This window comes from Bacillus sp. B4EP4a (assembly GCF_006680105.1).
Lineage (GTDB): Bacteria > Bacillota > Bacilli > Bacillales > DSM-1321 > Peribacillus > Peribacillus simplex_E.
The window spans coordinates 1-14,905 of the sequence record NZ_VHIK01000016.1 but is presented as its reverse complement, the minus strand read 5'-3'; the positions used below and the strand labels follow the sequence as shown (position 1 = coordinate 14,905).

The window sequence follows — 14,905 nt, the reverse complement described above, 5'->3', positions numbered from 1 at the left end:
TTTCAGATGAAAGTTACTGAACTTTTAACATTGCCCGCATTAACCGGCATGCATTTAATAGCCGGAGGAACAGGAATCGAACGGGAAGTCCAAACAGTCAATATGATGGACGCTCCGGATATCATCAACTTTTTAAAACCAAATGAATTCCTTGTAACAACGGCTTATCACGTAAAGGACAAGCCACACCACTTGTCATCACTCGTCGAAGCGATGGCAAACCAAGGCTGCGCCGCCCTAGGGATAAAGACAAGAAGATACCTAAAAGAAATACCCGAGGACGTACTGGTTCTAGCCAATGATTTATCCTTTCCAATCATTGAACTCCCTGCAGAATTGTCACTCGGGGAAATCATCAACCATACATTACGGGGGATTTTGGATCAACGTGCAGCGGAATTGACATTTGCCATGGAAACACATAAACAATTCACAAACTTAATCATGCGGGGAAAAGGGATTCAAAAGCTGCTTGATCATTTATCGGATATGATCGGATACCCCATCTTATTAGTTGATCAGTACCTAAAACCGATTTTCCATCCAATCTCAACATCCGGAATTATTCCAATAATCAAAAAAATGAGTGAAGAGGGATTCCGATTCCATAAAACCAAAACTTCATTCTTTTCATTTTCATCCCTTTCAAATAAACAACCCTATACCGTATTCCCCATTTATATGAATGAAGAAAAATTTGGTTATTTGACGATATCAGGAGAAATCAAGACTAGCGATAACCTCATAACATTGACGATAGAACAGGCAACTAATGTCATTTCTTTTGCCTTGTTGAAAGAACATGCCCTTAAACAGCATGATCGGAATATCCGAAATGATTTCTTCCTTCATTTTCTGGATGGCAGTTTCACCTCCCAAGAGGAAATCATAAATCGAGCAAAAGAGTTTTCCTTACACAATGAACAAACCTATATATGTGCAGTCGGAAGGATCGATGAACCCGAATCGGACATAAGTTACACACAGCTGCAACGAAGGGCTGATTCGATATACGAGTTTTTGGACGATGAACTTTACCTATCACCTAATCCCATTCACCTTTTTACAAAAGGCAAGAAATGCATTCTTTTATATGAAGTGAATGAAGTCTCTTCTGATGTTCTCCAAACTGTCGAAACCTCGCTAAAATCATTGCAAAGGATAACAACCAGCCAGTTCGGCTGCACGATTTCTTTCGGAGTGAGCCATATGAGCCAGAGTTTTTTACAGTCCAAGAACGCTTACAAAGAAGCGAACGACTCCCTTCTCGAAGGAGGTCTTTCGAAAAGGACCGAATACATCCAAATATTCCGGACGAAGGATATTATGGAATTATTGAGAATCATTCCAGAAGAATACCTCATGAATTTTTACCATTTTGCACTACAGGGATTTTCAAAGATTTTCACCGAGGAGGAGCAATCCTTATTACAGACATTATCTGTCTATCTCGAAACACATTGCCAAATATCCGAAACTGCCAAAAGACTATTCGTACATCGGAACACCGTTGTATACAGACTCGAGAAATGCGAAGAGCTACTAGGCAAGAGCCTAAAAGATTCAGAGGCCACACTCCAGATTCGACTTGCCCTTCGCATTAAATCCTTACTTAATTTATAAAACCACAAACCTCCCTTCACTTTATGCAAGTTGTCTATATCCACATCCTAAAATTGTCTAATCTAACTAATGACAATTTTCTGATTTTTCATTATGATGATATTAATCATAACAAAGTTACGTGATATAAAATGACATTATATTAAAGAAGGGAGTTTTTTTATGAATGACAGAATTAACAAGTCCAAAGTCTTCTCGTTAGGTCTTCAGCACGTTCTAGCCATGTATGCCGGTGCCATCTTGGTGCCGATCATCGTCGGAGGGGCATTGGGATTCAATTCCCAACAGCTCGCCTACCTTATTGCCATTGATCTATTGACCTGCGGGATCGCTACATTATTGCAATCTTGGAAAAATAAATACTTTGGCATTGGCCTCCCGATAGTTTTGGGAACTTCTTTCGTCGCAGTCACCCCCATGATATCCATCGGCAGCAATTATGGCATTTCCGCTATCTATGGATCAATCATCGCCGCTGGATTATTCATCATTTTTTTCTCCAACATATTTGGTAAACTGCTTAAATTATTCCCGCCTGTCGTGACCGGTACCGTCGTCATCATCATTGGATTATCCTTAGTGCCCACCGGCATAAAGAATATGGCTGGCGGTTCCGGCAGCAAAGACTTTGGCTCAGCCGAGAACTTGATGCTTTCTTTAGGTGTCCTCGCCGTTATTCTGTTAATCAATCGCTGCTTCACTGGATTCATTCGCTCCATTTCCGTTCTGATTGGCATCATAGCAGGAACGATCGCTTCAACGTTTTTTGGGAAGATGGACTTTTCCACTGTTGCCGAGGCTTCTTGGTTCCATATCCCTGCTCCCTTGTACTTTGGTACACCCACATTTGAAATAGCCCCCATACTTACGATGATGTTGGTTGGCACAGTCATCCTTGTCGAATCCACTGGCGCATTCCTTGCTCTCGGAAAAATAACCGGCAGGGAATTGAGTGAAAAAGATATTGTCAAGGGCTATCGGGCAGAAGGCCTGGCATTCACTTTAGGCGGGATCTTCAATGCCTTTCCTTATAGTACATTCGCCCAGAATGTAGGCCTCGTTCAATTATCCGGTGTGAAAAAAAGAACAATCACCATTGCAGCCGGCTTTATTTTAATCGGGCTTGGACTTGTACCGAAAATTGCGGCACTCGCTACACTCATTCCTACTGCCGTCCTCGGGGGTGCTACAGTCGTCATGTTCGGAATGGTCGTTTCATCAGGAATTAAAATGCTGAATGACGTTGATTTCTCGGATAATGCTAATTTATTGGTCATAGCTTGTTCAGTCTCACTCGGACTTGGAGCCACCGTCGTTCCCGAGTTATTCTCAAGCCTGCCGGAAGCAATCCGTATCGTTGTCGGCGATGGAATCATCACCGGAAGCCTGACAGCCATCATCCTGAATGTGATCTTGACTCCGCGAAGGAAAAAGGCGGCAGATAGTACCATCCCTGATACAGATCAGTTCATGGCAAAAAGTATATAAGAAGGAGCCTTTAAAATGATTACTCTTAAGTCACTAAATGCACTAAGCGAAAAGGAGTTCACGAAGTTCCTTGGTGATACTTTCGAACATTCACCTTGGATTGCAGAAAAGTCGGCAGCCAATAGGCCCTTTTCATCCATAATCAACCTGCATCGATGCATGGTTGAGATTGTAAGCAATTCGTCAAAGGAAGAAAAGTTAACGTTGATCAGGAAGCATCCGAACCTTGGGGACAAAGTTGAAATGAGTGAAGATTCGATTAAGGAACAGCATGGCGCCGGTTTAAAAGACCTTACTGCCGATGAATATGAAAGTTTCATATCATTGAACCGGCAATATCTGAATAAATTCGGCTTTCCATTTATTCTAGCTGTACGCGGCAAAGATAAAAATGACATATATCAATCGATGAAAACAAGGATTCACCATTCTGAAACGGCCGAGTTCGATAAGGCTCTATCTGAAATTCATCAAATTGCCCTATTTCGTTTACAGGATAAAATCAAAATTGGAGGAGAGAATTCAATGAAAAATAAATCAGCCGCACAAACACTTAGCTATGGAAAAGGGAATGTTTTTGCCTATAGAACCTATTCAACTCCTTTAACCGGAATCAAACAAATACCAGAATCCACTTTTTTAGGCAGGGATCATATCATTTTCGGCACCAATGTAAAAGTTTCCGTTGGCGGCTCCTCTTTTCTTCCCTCCTTCACGGAAGGGGACAATTCCATGGTCGTCGCGACAGATTCGATGAAAAACTTCATCCAAAGGCATTTAGCGACATTCGAAGGGGCAACATTAGAAGGATTTGCTTCATATGTGTCAGAGGCCTTCCTGAACAAATATCCACAAATCGATACTGTTAAATTGATTGCCGAAGATATCCCTTTCGAAGCTGTGACTGAAGCAACGAACCCCGTTTTGAAACCGAGTGACCTGGTATTCAAAAAGTCCCGCAACGAACGGGCCAAGGCTGCCGTCGAAATCATCCGCGGGGAAAATGGCAACGAAATCGTTCAGCAAAGCAGTTCCATCCTCGACCTCCAATTAATCAAAGTAAGCGGGAACTCTTTTGTCGGTTTTGTCCGTGATGAATATACGACGCTTCCCGAAGATGGAAATCGTCCGCTTTTCATCTATTTGAATCTCCATTGGGTCTATGAGGATCAAAAGGATGCATTCGGCTTGAATCCTTCTAAATACGTAGCTGCTGAACAGGTAATCGATATTGCTACATCCGTTTTCCATGAAATGGAAACTCCTTCCATCCAAAATCTGATTTATGAAATCGGCTGCCGTATTTTAACTAGATTCCCTCAGCTTCTTGAAGTTACATTCGAATCCCAAAACCACACATGGGATACAGTCGTTTCCGAAATCCCGGAATCCTATGGAAAAGTATATACAGAGCCGCGCCCACCATACGGTTTTCAGGTCTTCACCGTTAATAAAGAAAATCTCGAAAATAACAAAATCCTGGCTGCTGCTGAAGAAAACATCGGTTAAGGAGTATTTATGCCTGGTATAACAACACATATATTGGATTTAATGCATGGCCAGCCGGCCGAAAACGTGACGATTGAATTATACTTTTCCGAATCATCCACAGCTGACTGGCAGCTGCTCAAGACAGCTGTCACAAATACAGACGGGAGGCTCGATGCCCCGCTGCTGAATGCAGAAAACACTAAAATGGGAAACTACGAAATCGTTTTTCATATCGGGGATTACTTCCGGAATAAGTCCATCGAACTTACTGATCCGCCCTTCTTGGACCAGGTACCCGTCCGTTTCGGATTATCTTCCCCATCCTCTCATTATCATGTGCCACTGCTCGTTTCCCCATGGGGCTATCAAGTATATCGGGGAAGTTAAAGAAACTGCCGGAGAAGACCTTCTCCGGCAGTTTCTTGTTTGATTGATTACAGGCTCTTAAACCACATGACAAAACCCCACCTGTTCCCATAGCAACTGGTGGGGTTTCTAACTTGCTTCTACATCTACATCAACCGGGAGGTCCATCTTGTGCAATCACGTCCTTTCTTTCAAACGGCTAATTTACTGTATTCATCCAACTGATCTTTAGTTAAATTTTTGATGAAGCGGTCGAAGTTTATCGACTCGATTTCATACCTTTCACAAATCTTTAAATAACTTTCATAGGCTTTATCCTGAATGTTCATCATCTTGACTCCCCCTTCTGTTATATAACAATAAATTTAACTTATTAATAATATATAACAACCGTAATTTCCCGTCAATGTATTTATCTGAAAATTCGGTAATATTTTCATTTTCTTAGTATTTCCCACATTGTTCTTCTCTAACCGTCTCACTTAACAAAAAGTAGTACGTTAGGTGTTAAATACCTCCTCTTTTTAATTAATGCTTTTTTTTGCTCAAAAAAAGAAGCTGCCTTAAAGACAGCTCCAATCTAAAATCATCCTTATGGAAGTCAAAACTATGCACCGTTGTAAAAGTGGAAAAACAAGCTGAAAAATCCCAAACAGTAAATGTTTTTTTGGGGATAGTGCCAGGGGAGAAGTTTCAGGCCAAGTATACCCGATTTTGAGAAGAAGGATTGCGTACAGCCTTATTTACGATGTGGTAAGCGTAAAATAAGATAGCAATCCCTACTTTAAAAACAAATTAGCTTGATGGATATGTGATCTACCTGATAAGAGAAAACACCTGCTTTATTTTTTAATGATTAACTAAACAGCGCTTTGTTTGTTCCCTTTTTTGAAGGGGATGGAGTTGGAAGTATTTCTTTTTGCAATATGGGGCCGTAAGTATCGACACGACGGTCTCTAAAGAATTGCAGAATTTTTCTAGTCTCTTCTATTTCTTTTAAATCAATTTCTTGCACAATAATTCCTTCTTCATCATCAAGTGAAGCTAAAATATTCCCGAATGTATCGCTAATGAATGAACCACCGTAAAAATTCATGTCCTTTTCCTGGCCCACTCGATTTGTCGCAGCAACAAATACACCATTCGAAATGCCATGAGCGGAAATTGCCTTTTCCCAGGATGATCTTGTCGATATCTCGGGATGATCTGGCTCTGAACCAATAGCGGAAGGATAGAATAATATCTCTGCACCTTGTAAGCTCAAAATTCGGGCAACTTCTGGATACCACTCGTCCCAACAAATCCCGACTCCTATTTTTCCATAAGCCGTTTCATAGACAGGATACCCAGTATTGCCTGGAACGAAATAATATTTTTCATGATACTGGGGACCATCCGGAATATGATTTTTTCTTGTAATCCCTAAACATTCTCCATCAGCATCAAATACAGCTGCACTATTAAAATAAATACCAGCACCTGCTCTTTCGTAAAAAGGTACAATCAAGACAATTGCTAATTCCTTTGCTAATTCACCCATTTCGGCTAATGTACCGCTATCTACATCTTCAGCTAAATCATAATTTTTCACACTGACCGTTTGCGGAAAATATTGCGAAGAAAATAATTCCTGTAAGCAAACGATTTGTGCACCTTTATTTACTGTTTCTTTTATTTTCTCTATCGTTTTTTGAATATTTTGCTCAATTAATTCTCCACAATGAATTTGGATAAGACCAACTTTTACTTTTGACATCTTCTCACTACCTCACTTTTATTTTTTTATCTTATACAGTTTGGACGACCGGGTTTTCATATACGATCTTTCCATCCATGATCGTCATCTTCACTTCTGTTTCAAGAATTTCCTCTGTTGATATGCTAAATAAATTTTTATTTAATACAGCGATATCCGCTATCTTCCCTGCTTCCAATGTACCTAATTCATTTTCTCTAAATGACCCGTATGCCGGTATGGCCGTGTAGTATTTTAACGCTTGTGCCAATGTTACTCCTTCCGACTCTTGCCACGCCTTCCCGATTAAATCTTTTCTGGTGATTGCCTGATAAATACCCATCATAGGATTTAGGGGCACTACAGGAAAATCTGTACCAAAGGCAATTTTAGCACCAGTATCCACTAGTGTTTTGATAGGATAATAGAGAGGTTGTTGTTTTTCACTGATTCTGGCTGTATACGCCTCACTTTCCATTAATTCAATGTGTTTAGGTTGAAAGGAAGCGATCACATCCAATTCCCTAAAGCGATGAACATCATCAGGATGCAATACCTCCACATGTTCAATGACATGTCTAGCGTCTCTTTCTCCATTTACGTTTCTCGCTTCTTCAAATGCATCCAATGCTAAGCGGACTGCACCGTTTCCAATAGCATGGAAACGAATTTGAAAATTTTCCTTATCTGCCTTTTTTACTAATTGTTTAATTGTTTCAGCTGGATAAGTCGTTCCGCCTTTTGTATCTGGACGGTCTTTGTAATGATCCAATAAAAAAGCAGTATGACTTGTCACAACACCATCTATAAATTGTTTTAATCCAGAAAAGGTGAGCTTGTCTGACTGATAATTTGTTTGTAATTCCTTTGCGACAGCTAAATCCATTTTTAACTCCGGCGAAAAGTGAATTCTGGTTGTAAGTAACCCTTCTCTCTCAAATTCCTTAAAAATTTCAAGATCGTCTAATGGATTTGGCGCAATTTTAGCTCCGTATAAGTCATTAACGGATGTGATTCCCAATCTTTTTGTTTCATTAAGAAAACCTTGGAATAGGCTTACACGTTTATCTTTCGGTAATTTGTATGCATGTTCCGATGCATACCCAATTGCCTGTTCAAATAGAAGGCCTGTCAGTTCCCCATTTTCATCTTTTCCAATTTCTCCATATTTCGGATCTGGGGTGTCCTTCGTTAAGTGAATCATTTCCATTGCTTTACTATTGATCCATGCGTAATGCACTTCTGCATTGAATAATAAAACAGGGCGATCACTAATATATTTATCTAGTGTTGTTCTATGTGGCAACACTTTGTTCTTCCAATTGGTATGATCCCAACCGACACCAAATATCCACTCATCATTTGGTCTCGTTTCTGCAAATTCACCTACTATTTTGGCTGCATCCTCTTCTGAATCTGCATCAAATAATTTGGCACTGTCCTTCTGTAAAATGCTTCCCATCATAATGTGCATATGAAAATCATGAAATCCCGGAATAATTAGTCCGTCTTCCATGTCATACACTTTTGTTTGATTTCCAAGGAATGACATTATATCTTCTTTAGAACCGATTTTAATAATTTTATTATCTTTAATAGCGATAGCTGCTTTTATTGGCTCATCTTGTAACCCAGTGAATACATGGTGACCAGAAAGAATGATGTCTGCACTTACCATTTTTATCCTCCTTAATGAATATAGCTTTTATGCTTGAATTTCTTTTTCAATCGCACTATCAATAGAAAGCTCTGGTGGCCGTTCACTAAACATTTTCGTATTAGAAAGGAGCATGATGAAACCAACTCCAAACCATCCCAGTCCAAGTAAAAGTGCCTTTGAATCAAGACTGGTCCATAACCAAATTGTGAAACCAGTACCAATCAGCGGCAATATTAGGTACTTTAGTGTGTTAATTCCGTTTCGCTGTTTTTCTTTAATAAAATAATGGGAAATAACCGAAAGATTAACAAATGTAAATGCAACGAGCGCCCCAAAGTTAATAAAGGATGATGCTGTCACTAAATCAATAAATAACGCAGATAAAGCAAAAATGCCCACTAAGATGATGTTGTGTGTTGGAGTTTGAAATTTTGGATGAATATGACCAAAAATTCTCTTTGGAAGAACCCCATCTCTCCCCATCGCATACAAAAGTCGCGAAACACTTGCATGAGCTGATAAACCAGACGCCAGCCCCCCGGTAATATAACCTGCTAGAAAAATAGATTGAAATAAATTACCCCCGATGTACATAGCAATTTCCAAGGAAGCGGAATCTGGATCTTTAAAAGCTTGGAAATTTGGGTAAACAAGGTAACTGATGTATGAGATGGTGACAAACAGACCTCCCCCTATTAACGCAACGAGGAAAATAGCCTTTGGAATTATTTTTTTCGGATTAATGGTTTCCTCCGAAAATGTAGTAACAGCATCAAATCCTAAAAATGATAAACATAAAATGGAAGATCCTGCTAATACTAAAGATAGCGGTATCTCTCCATTCACAAATGGAGAACTCATGAATAATGTTCCTGAACCCATTCCGTTAAGTAACCCTTTAATTGAGAGGAATGTAAATATAACTATTATTAAGAATTGACAGGCAACTAATAAAAGATTTATTTTTGTTGCTATTTTCACTCCAATTATATTTACAATGGTGATTAAAATTACAAAGGCGATTAACCAGACGGAAAAAGGAACGGATGGAAAATATGCGTTTAAGTAAATAGCGATTAGTAATCCATTGATCATTGGCAAAAATAAATAGTCCAATAGTATAACCCAGCCTACTAAGAATCCAAGGTGAGGATTAAAAGCCTTTTGAGTAAATGTATACGCAGAACCAGCAACAGGGTAGGCCTTAACCATTTGACCATAACTATAGGCTGTAAATAACATACCAACCAAAGCTATAATATAAGCAGCTGGCACCATCCCTTTCGTTATTTCCGCAACCACCCCATAAGTAGAAAAAACTGTTGTAGGTGCCATATAAGCCAACCCAAATAGCACTAAAGGAAATACTGTTAACGTACGTCTTAATTTTGCATTCTCCATGTATCACTCCACCCTTATTCGTGATTAATTAACTAATATGCAACTACCATACCAAGCGGAGATTGATTATTTCGCGATTTAATTATTGATATATTCCCAATAATTACAATATACAGATTATTTAATAGATTAATAGTTTTATGCAATCTTACATCAATTATTTAAGATTGCATAATTAATCGTTAGAGACGAAGATGTCTCACCGCGTATTCTGGTTGATCCGAATAAGGTTCGAAATAAGCTACGTGCCGCAATGGCGTCATCGATAAAGAGTCCTTTAGGTTTCTAATAGATATGTAGGCTTTGTAAATCGTATTTTGAACAATGTCTAGAGAGTCACTTTCATTTTTTACATACAGGAATGCTGTTCGATAAAGTTTTTCCTTTTCTTTATGAACCAGATTTATGAATGCTTGGTCGTCCCCTTTTTGAGCCTTTTTTACCGTATTTAAATGGAACATATTTTTTGCTCCTTTCTTTCAGACAACAGTTAGACTGACACCTAGGTCATCTCGTTTCAATTATTTGGATAAAAATGAATATTTCATAATTGCTCAATTAAAATCAAAAAAAACTGTTACTTTAGGTGATAATTTGCACTTATTTTAAGTGTTATTTTGCAAGTATATAAATACTGTTACTTTTCATTTTTTTGTCTTTTTTTATAATCGAAAACGACGTATAGAAGGGGTCACGCAACATTTCAGTATTTTGTACACTAAGCAAATCACAGCAAAAAAAGTAGTTCTACTATCAGAAAGAACTTTAACAAAAATAGCAAGCAATTGACATATAAGCGACCATATAGGCAATGAAAAAAGAATCTCCGATTGGAAGATCCTTTTATACTTCTTATGCTTCTTATTAAACTAACGCACCCGTTAGTTCAAGAACTATTCAGTTCTCTTTTGTAAAAAGATGGAGTCCCAAATCCAAAAAACAACAGATGCGGAAAGGCTTAATTCATAATACTCTTTCATTTTTACTACATTCATATCAAAGCCTAAATTTTCTACTATATAAAATATGAATACGGCTATAAATGAGAAAATATTGTAAACGAATAAGTAAAATAAGTTAAATTTTCTTGGATACTTATTGAAAAAAACTTGTAATGGCACAGCAAAAATTAAGTAGGGAATAACAATATAAAAAGAATACACAATAATACCAGATAACAACCAAGAGAGCTCTCCACTAAAAATAACTATAACAACAGATAAAGAGATACAAGAAAAAAATAGGCTAAAAAAGTAATAAGGTATTACATCGCTAAGTTTCGAGACCTTTTCGCTTAATTTCCAAATTTCCAATATTACTCACCTTCCAAAAAACATATGTAAATTTTTTCCATTCTACCATCAATTTTTCAACTAATCTGCCCCTTTAGTCCAACAAGAAAAGGGCTACCGGAGAAATCCTATTATTTTGAATTGACTGAATTTTAGGTTTGTACTATACTTGGTATACCACATACCAATAGGAGGAAAAATGAAAAAAATAGAGACAGTTATGCCGTTAAGAGATATAGCTTTTGAGGCAATTAAGAAATCAATTTTGAATTATGAACTTCTACCGGGTCAAGCAATTTATGAAAGAGACCTAAGTGAAAAGTTAGGTGTAAGTAGAACTCCTGTAAGAGAATCTCTGTCGTTGTTAGAAAGAGAAAAATGGATCATTTCAAAACCACGGGTTGGTACGTTTATTAATGAAATAACAGAAGAAAATGTAATTGAAGTAATGGAAATTCGAATGATTTTTGACCGATTCTCACTAGAAAAAATATGTGGAAATATTACTCCAGAACAAATAAAAGTATTAGAAGGTTACATAGAGGAGCAAGAAAAAAATAAAACAGATCACCAAAGATTTATTGAATTAGATAAAGAGTTTCATTCTGAAATTGTATTATTAACTAAAAATCAGCGATTAGAAAAATGGTTTGAAGAAATTGGTGATCAGATTAGATGGTTTGGGTTAAAAGCCATAACTGAGAAGTCGCGTATTGAGGAAACAATAGCTGAACATAAAGCAATTGTACAAGGTATAAAATCACAAGATATTAATCAACTTCTGGTAGCATCATATAACCATGTGGAAAATACAAAAAATGAAATCATTAGTCAATTGAGGAGGAATTCAAATGAGAAAAGTAATTAATTTACATCTTTCTAATGGAGAGGTTAAAAAACATGAAATTGATATTAATAAAGTAATTGTTGTTGGATATGGGGGAAGAAATATAGAAAAAATTCAAGAACACATAGATGAATTAAAAGAAATAGGGATTGCACCTCCACCTCATGTACCGATGATATATCCACAAAAAACAGAACAACTGAATTTTTCTAATGAATGTAATGGAAGTAAATTTTCCTCAGGGGAAGCAGAATATGTGTTATTCCATGACGGTAAAGAATGGTTGGTTACCCTTGGCAGCGATCATACTGATCGAGAAGTAGAAAAAGAAGATATTTTAAAGTCTAAATCAATATGTGATAAACCTCTTGCAACTGATTTTTGGAGATTAGCAGATTTAAAAGAAGACTGGGATAATATTATTTTACGTTCTTATGTTACTTCAAATGGGGAAAAGTGTTTATATCAAGAAGACACTTTAGAAGCACTCTTAGCGTTTGATGTTTTATTGGAAAAGCTGGACAAATTCGGGGAAAAGGATTTAGAGCATACTGTTATTTTTTCAGGTACTGTTCCTACAAAAAATGGATTTATTTTTGGTGATAAATTTGAATATGAAATTGAACATCCCAAATTAAACAGAAAAATTAAACATCATTATTCCATGGTTTATTAAGGGGGGACTATTTTGAAAAAGAAACCTACTAAAGTTAGATGGGGACTAGCATTCTTTTTCTTTATAATTGGTGTAATCGCTTACATGGATAGATCAAATATTTCAATAATAGCAAAACCAATGATGGATGATTTAGGCTTAGATAAAGTTCAGTTTGGTATGCTTGCATCATTATTCTCATTAGGTTACGCGTTAGTTCAAATTCCAGCAGGACTTATGGCAGAAAAGTTTGGTCCAAGAAAAATGATCACTTTTGCTCTAGTATGGTGGTCAGTATTTACGGGTTTGACGGGTGTAGTTAAATCTCACGGTCTGTTGTATATGGTGAGATTCTTATTTGGGATAGGTGAAGGACCGATGTTTCCAGCTAACGCCGTATTTAATACAAACTGGTTTAGAAGAGATGAAAAGGCCAGAGCATCTAGTGCTTTATTGGCCGGTTCATATTTTGGACCAGTTATTGCCCCTATCGTTACGGTTTATATCTATCAATATTTTGGTTGGCAAGCTGTATTTTATATTTTTGGATTAATAGGAATAATCATTGCGGGTGTATGGTATGTTATAGCTCGAGACTATCCTGAGATACATAAATTAGTGAATGAACAAGAAAAAGAATATATACTTGAAGACAGAGAAATTGTTGAAACCGCTAAAGTTAGAGCCCCATGGAATACTTTTCTGAAAAGCTATAGATTTTGGGCGTTAGGATTACAATATTTTGTTGTTCTATATATCATTACTTTCTTTTTAGTTTGGTTACCTACCTATTTACTGGAAGATAGAGGGTTCTCATTAAGTAAAATGGGATTTGCTGCAAGCCTGCCTTGGTTAGCAATACTGATAACTGTAATGACTGGTGGTATTCTTTCTGACTACTTAGTACGTAAAGGTTTTTCAAAGCAAATATCAAGATCCTCTTTAGCTATATCAGGTTTAATAGTATTTATTATATCAATGTACCTTGCTGTTATGACAGTATCGCCTTATATGAATGTTTTATGGTTATCATTATGCTTGGGTTCACTAGGATTCACAGTAGTGTGTTCATGGGCTTCTGCTACAGACTTAGGCAGAAACTTTTCAGGTTCCGTTTCAGGTTGGATGAACTTGTGGGGAAATCTAGGAGCATTTGTATCACCGTTATTATGTGGTTGGTTAGCAGAAAACTTTGGGTGGAATATCACACTGGGAGTAACTATAATCCCTGTGTTTATTGCAGCTATATTATGGTTGTTTGTAAAACCGGATACTTCGTTACTAAATAATATTGAGGAGTGAATAATGTGAATTATTTGGTATTTCAAATGGATTTAGAAGTTGGGAATCCAGAAGAGAATAGGAAAATCATTGAACGCTGGTTAGAAGCTAACTACAGTGATGATTTGGACGTTGTAGTACTTCCTGAAATGTGGTCTACGGGTTATGCGTTAGAAGAATTGAAAGAAATCTGCAAAGTGGATGGTAATCAATCAATTGAATTTTTACAATCACTGGCTAAGAAGTTTAATGTAAACTTGGTGGGTGGCTCGATTGCCGTACTAGAAGGTAAAGATATCTTTAATCGTGCAATTATTGTAAATCGAATGGGTGAGATTGTTCATACATATGACAAGATGCACCTTGTTCCGATGTTAGATGAACCCAAGTTTTTAACAGGCGGTCATAATCAAGTGGAAGTATTTGAACTTGAAGGTGTGAAAATGGGGATTATTATTTGTTACGATTTACGATTCCCTGAAATTATTCGTGACTTAGCATTACAAGGTATTCAAGTGCTACATATAGTAGCAGAATGGCCACTCGCAAGAGAGACACATTGGAATACGTTACTTCGTGCGCGCGCAATTGAGAACCAAATGTATGTTGTTGCATCAAATGTAACGGGAACAAAGTTAGGAGTGGAATTCGCAGGTTGCTCACAAATTGTAGATCCATGGGGAGACATTGTTCAAAAATTAGATCAAGAAGTTGGTGAATTAAAGGCAACTTTAGATTTAGAAAAAGTACCTCAAATAAGGAAAGATGTTCCCATATTCGCTTCCAGAGTATCAGAAAAGTATAGAAAGTTATAAAATAGGAGCTACTCCAGAGATACAATCTGGTGTAGCTTTTTAAGTTTAATTCTTTTGGGTATAAAAAAGCATAAATTTAACATGGAAAATTCAGATAAGGATATTTATATTTAGATAATTTCTTATACAACTAACTACACCGATAGTTGAATAAAGAAAAAGCTGCCTTAAAGACAGCTTCGATCTTCAGCTAAACCAGCTAATAGGATGTCAATATCTTTCTCTAATATTTTCATTTCCCTTATGATATA

General features: G+C 37.2%; 14 protein-coding genes. 8 read left to right on the top strand and 6 right to left on the bottom strand.

The window, feature by feature from the left end; all coding sequences use genetic code 11:
- Positions 1-6: 6 nt before the first annotated feature.
- The 4 genes from FNK51_RS08440 to uraH all read left to right on the top strand — a co-directional run bounded on the left by FNK51_RS08440 (position 7) and on the right by uraH (position 4,989).
- A complete protein-coding gene (locus FNK51_RS08440) occupies positions 7-1,623 on the top strand; it encodes a PucR family transcriptional regulator (RefSeq protein ID WP_141993039.1) in 1,617 nt (538 codons plus the stop codon).
- Between the two features lie 162 nt (positions 1,624-1,785).
- Positions 1,786-3,111 (top strand): nucleobase:cation symporter-2 family protein, encoded by a 1,326-nt coding sequence (locus tag FNK51_RS08435; RefSeq protein ID WP_141993038.1) that lies wholly within the window; start codon positions 1,786-1,788, stop codon positions 3,109-3,111.
- Positions 3,112-3,126: 15 nt separating this feature from the next.
- Entirely contained in the window at positions 3,127-4,620 is a 1,494-nt protein-coding gene (gene pucL / locus FNK51_RS08430) for a factor-independent urate hydroxylase (protein WP_141993037.1), read from the top strand.
- Positions 4,621-4,629: 9 nt separating this feature from the next.
- Complete coding sequence (uraH, locus tag FNK51_RS08425) at positions 4,630-4,989, top strand: hydroxyisourate hydrolase (RefSeq protein ID WP_141993036.1); 360 nt, start codon at positions 4,630-4,632, stop codon at positions 4,987-4,989.
- Positions 4,990-5,159: 170 nt separating this feature from the next.
- Here uraH and FNK51_RS26480 read toward each other — a convergent pair whose 3' ends face one another.
- The 6 genes from FNK51_RS26480 to FNK51_RS08400 all read right to left on the bottom strand — a co-directional run bounded on the left by FNK51_RS26480 (position 5,160) and on the right by FNK51_RS08400 (position 11,077).
- Entirely contained in the window at positions 5,160-5,300 is a 141-nt protein-coding gene (locus tag FNK51_RS26480; protein ID WP_157831099.1) for a hypothetical protein, read from the bottom strand.
- 524 nt (positions 5,301-5,824) lie between these two features.
- Positions 5,825-6,724, bottom strand: a complete 900-nt coding sequence (locus tag FNK51_RS08420; RefSeq protein WP_141993035.1) for a carbon-nitrogen hydrolase — start codon at positions 6,722-6,724, stop codon at positions 5,825-5,827.
- 31 nt (positions 6,725-6,755) lie between these two features.
- Positions 6,756-8,381: an amidohydrolase gene (locus FNK51_RS08415; protein ID WP_286178609.1), complete on the bottom strand. Its 1,626-nt coding sequence runs from the start codon at positions 8,379-8,381 to the stop codon at positions 6,756-6,758.
- Positions 8,382-8,408: 27 nt separating this feature from the next.
- Positions 8,409-9,764: an APC family permease gene (locus tag FNK51_RS08410; RefSeq protein ID WP_141993033.1), complete on the bottom strand. Its 1,356-nt coding sequence runs from the start codon at positions 9,762-9,764 to the stop codon at positions 8,409-8,411.
- Between the two features lie 182 nt (positions 9,765-9,946).
- Complete coding sequence (locus FNK51_RS08405) at positions 9,947-10,225, bottom strand: hypothetical protein (protein WP_179891134.1); 279 nt, start codon at positions 10,223-10,225, stop codon at positions 9,947-9,949.
- 432 nt (positions 10,226-10,657) lie between these two features.
- Complete coding sequence (locus FNK51_RS08400; RefSeq protein ID WP_181762221.1) at positions 10,658-11,077, bottom strand: UPF0715 family protein; 420 nt, start codon at positions 11,075-11,077, stop codon at positions 10,658-10,660.
- A gap of 178 nt (positions 11,078-11,255) precedes the next feature.
- On the opposite strand from FNK51_RS08400, the gene FNK51_RS08395 reads away from it, so the two are divergent.
- Genes FNK51_RS08395 through FNK51_RS08380 form a run of 4 tightly spaced genes read left to right on the top strand, consistent with a single transcriptional unit; the run spans position 11,256 to position 14,654 of the window.
- The gene (locus FNK51_RS08395) at positions 11,256-11,924 is read left to right on the top strand and encodes a GntR family transcriptional regulator (protein WP_098372614.1); all 669 of its coding nucleotides are present in this window, start codon (positions 11,256-11,258) and stop codon (positions 11,922-11,924) included.
- On the top strand, positions 11,908-12,579 hold the full coding sequence (locus FNK51_RS08390) for a DUF2848 family protein (RefSeq protein ID WP_141993031.1): 672 nt from the start codon (positions 11,908-11,910) through the stop codon (positions 12,577-12,579). Before FNK51_RS08395 ends, FNK51_RS08390 begins: the two co-directional genes overlap by 17 nt.
- Positions 12,580-12,591: 12 nt before the next feature.
- Entirely contained in the window at positions 12,592-13,860 is a 1,269-nt protein-coding gene (locus FNK51_RS08385) for an MFS transporter (RefSeq protein WP_098372616.1), read from the top strand.
- Positions 13,861-13,865: 5 nt separating this feature from the next.
- The gene (locus FNK51_RS08380; RefSeq protein WP_098372617.1) at positions 13,866-14,654 is read left to right on the top strand and encodes a carbon-nitrogen family hydrolase; all 789 of its coding nucleotides are present in this window, start codon (positions 13,866-13,868) and stop codon (positions 14,652-14,654) included.
- Positions 14,655-14,905: the final 251 nt, after the last annotated feature.

Coding starts and splice junctions, on each gene's coding strand:
- FNK51_RS08440 (WP_141993039.1), top strand. CDS start 7: ATGAAAGTTACTGAACTTTTAACATTGCCCGCATTAACCGGCATGCAT.
- FNK51_RS08435 (WP_141993038.1), top strand. CDS start 1,786: ATGAATGACAGAATTAACAAGTCCAAAGTCTTCTCGTTAGGTCTTCAG.
- pucL (WP_141993037.1), top strand. CDS start 3,127: ATGATTACTCTTAAGTCACTAAATGCACTAAGCGAAAAGGAGTTCACG.
- uraH (WP_141993036.1), top strand. CDS start 4,630: ATGCCTGGTATAACAACACATATATTGGATTTAATGCATGGCCAGCCG.
- FNK51_RS26480 (WP_157831099.1), bottom strand. CDS start 5,300: ATGATGAACATTCAGGATAAAGCCTATGAAAGTTATTTAAAGATTTGT.
- FNK51_RS08420 (WP_141993035.1), bottom strand. CDS start 6,724: ATGTCAAAAGTAAAAGTTGGTCTTATCCAAATTCATTGTGGAGAATTA.
- FNK51_RS08415 (WP_286178609.1), bottom strand. CDS start 8,381: ATGGTAAGTGCAGACATCATTCTTTCTGGTCACCATGTATTCACTGGG.
- FNK51_RS08410 (WP_141993033.1), bottom strand. CDS start 9,764: ATGGAGAATGCAAAATTAAGACGTACGTTAACAGTATTTCCTTTAGTG.
- FNK51_RS08405 (WP_179891134.1), bottom strand. CDS start 10,225: ATGTTCCATTTAAATACGGTAAAAAAGGCTCAAAAAGGGGACGACCAA.
- FNK51_RS08395 (WP_098372614.1), top strand. CDS start 11,256: ATGAAAAAAATAGAGACAGTTATGCCGTTAAGAGATATAGCTTTTGAG.
- FNK51_RS08390 (WP_141993031.1), top strand. CDS start 11,908: ATGAGAAAAGTAATTAATTTACATCTTTCTAATGGAGAGGTTAAAAAA.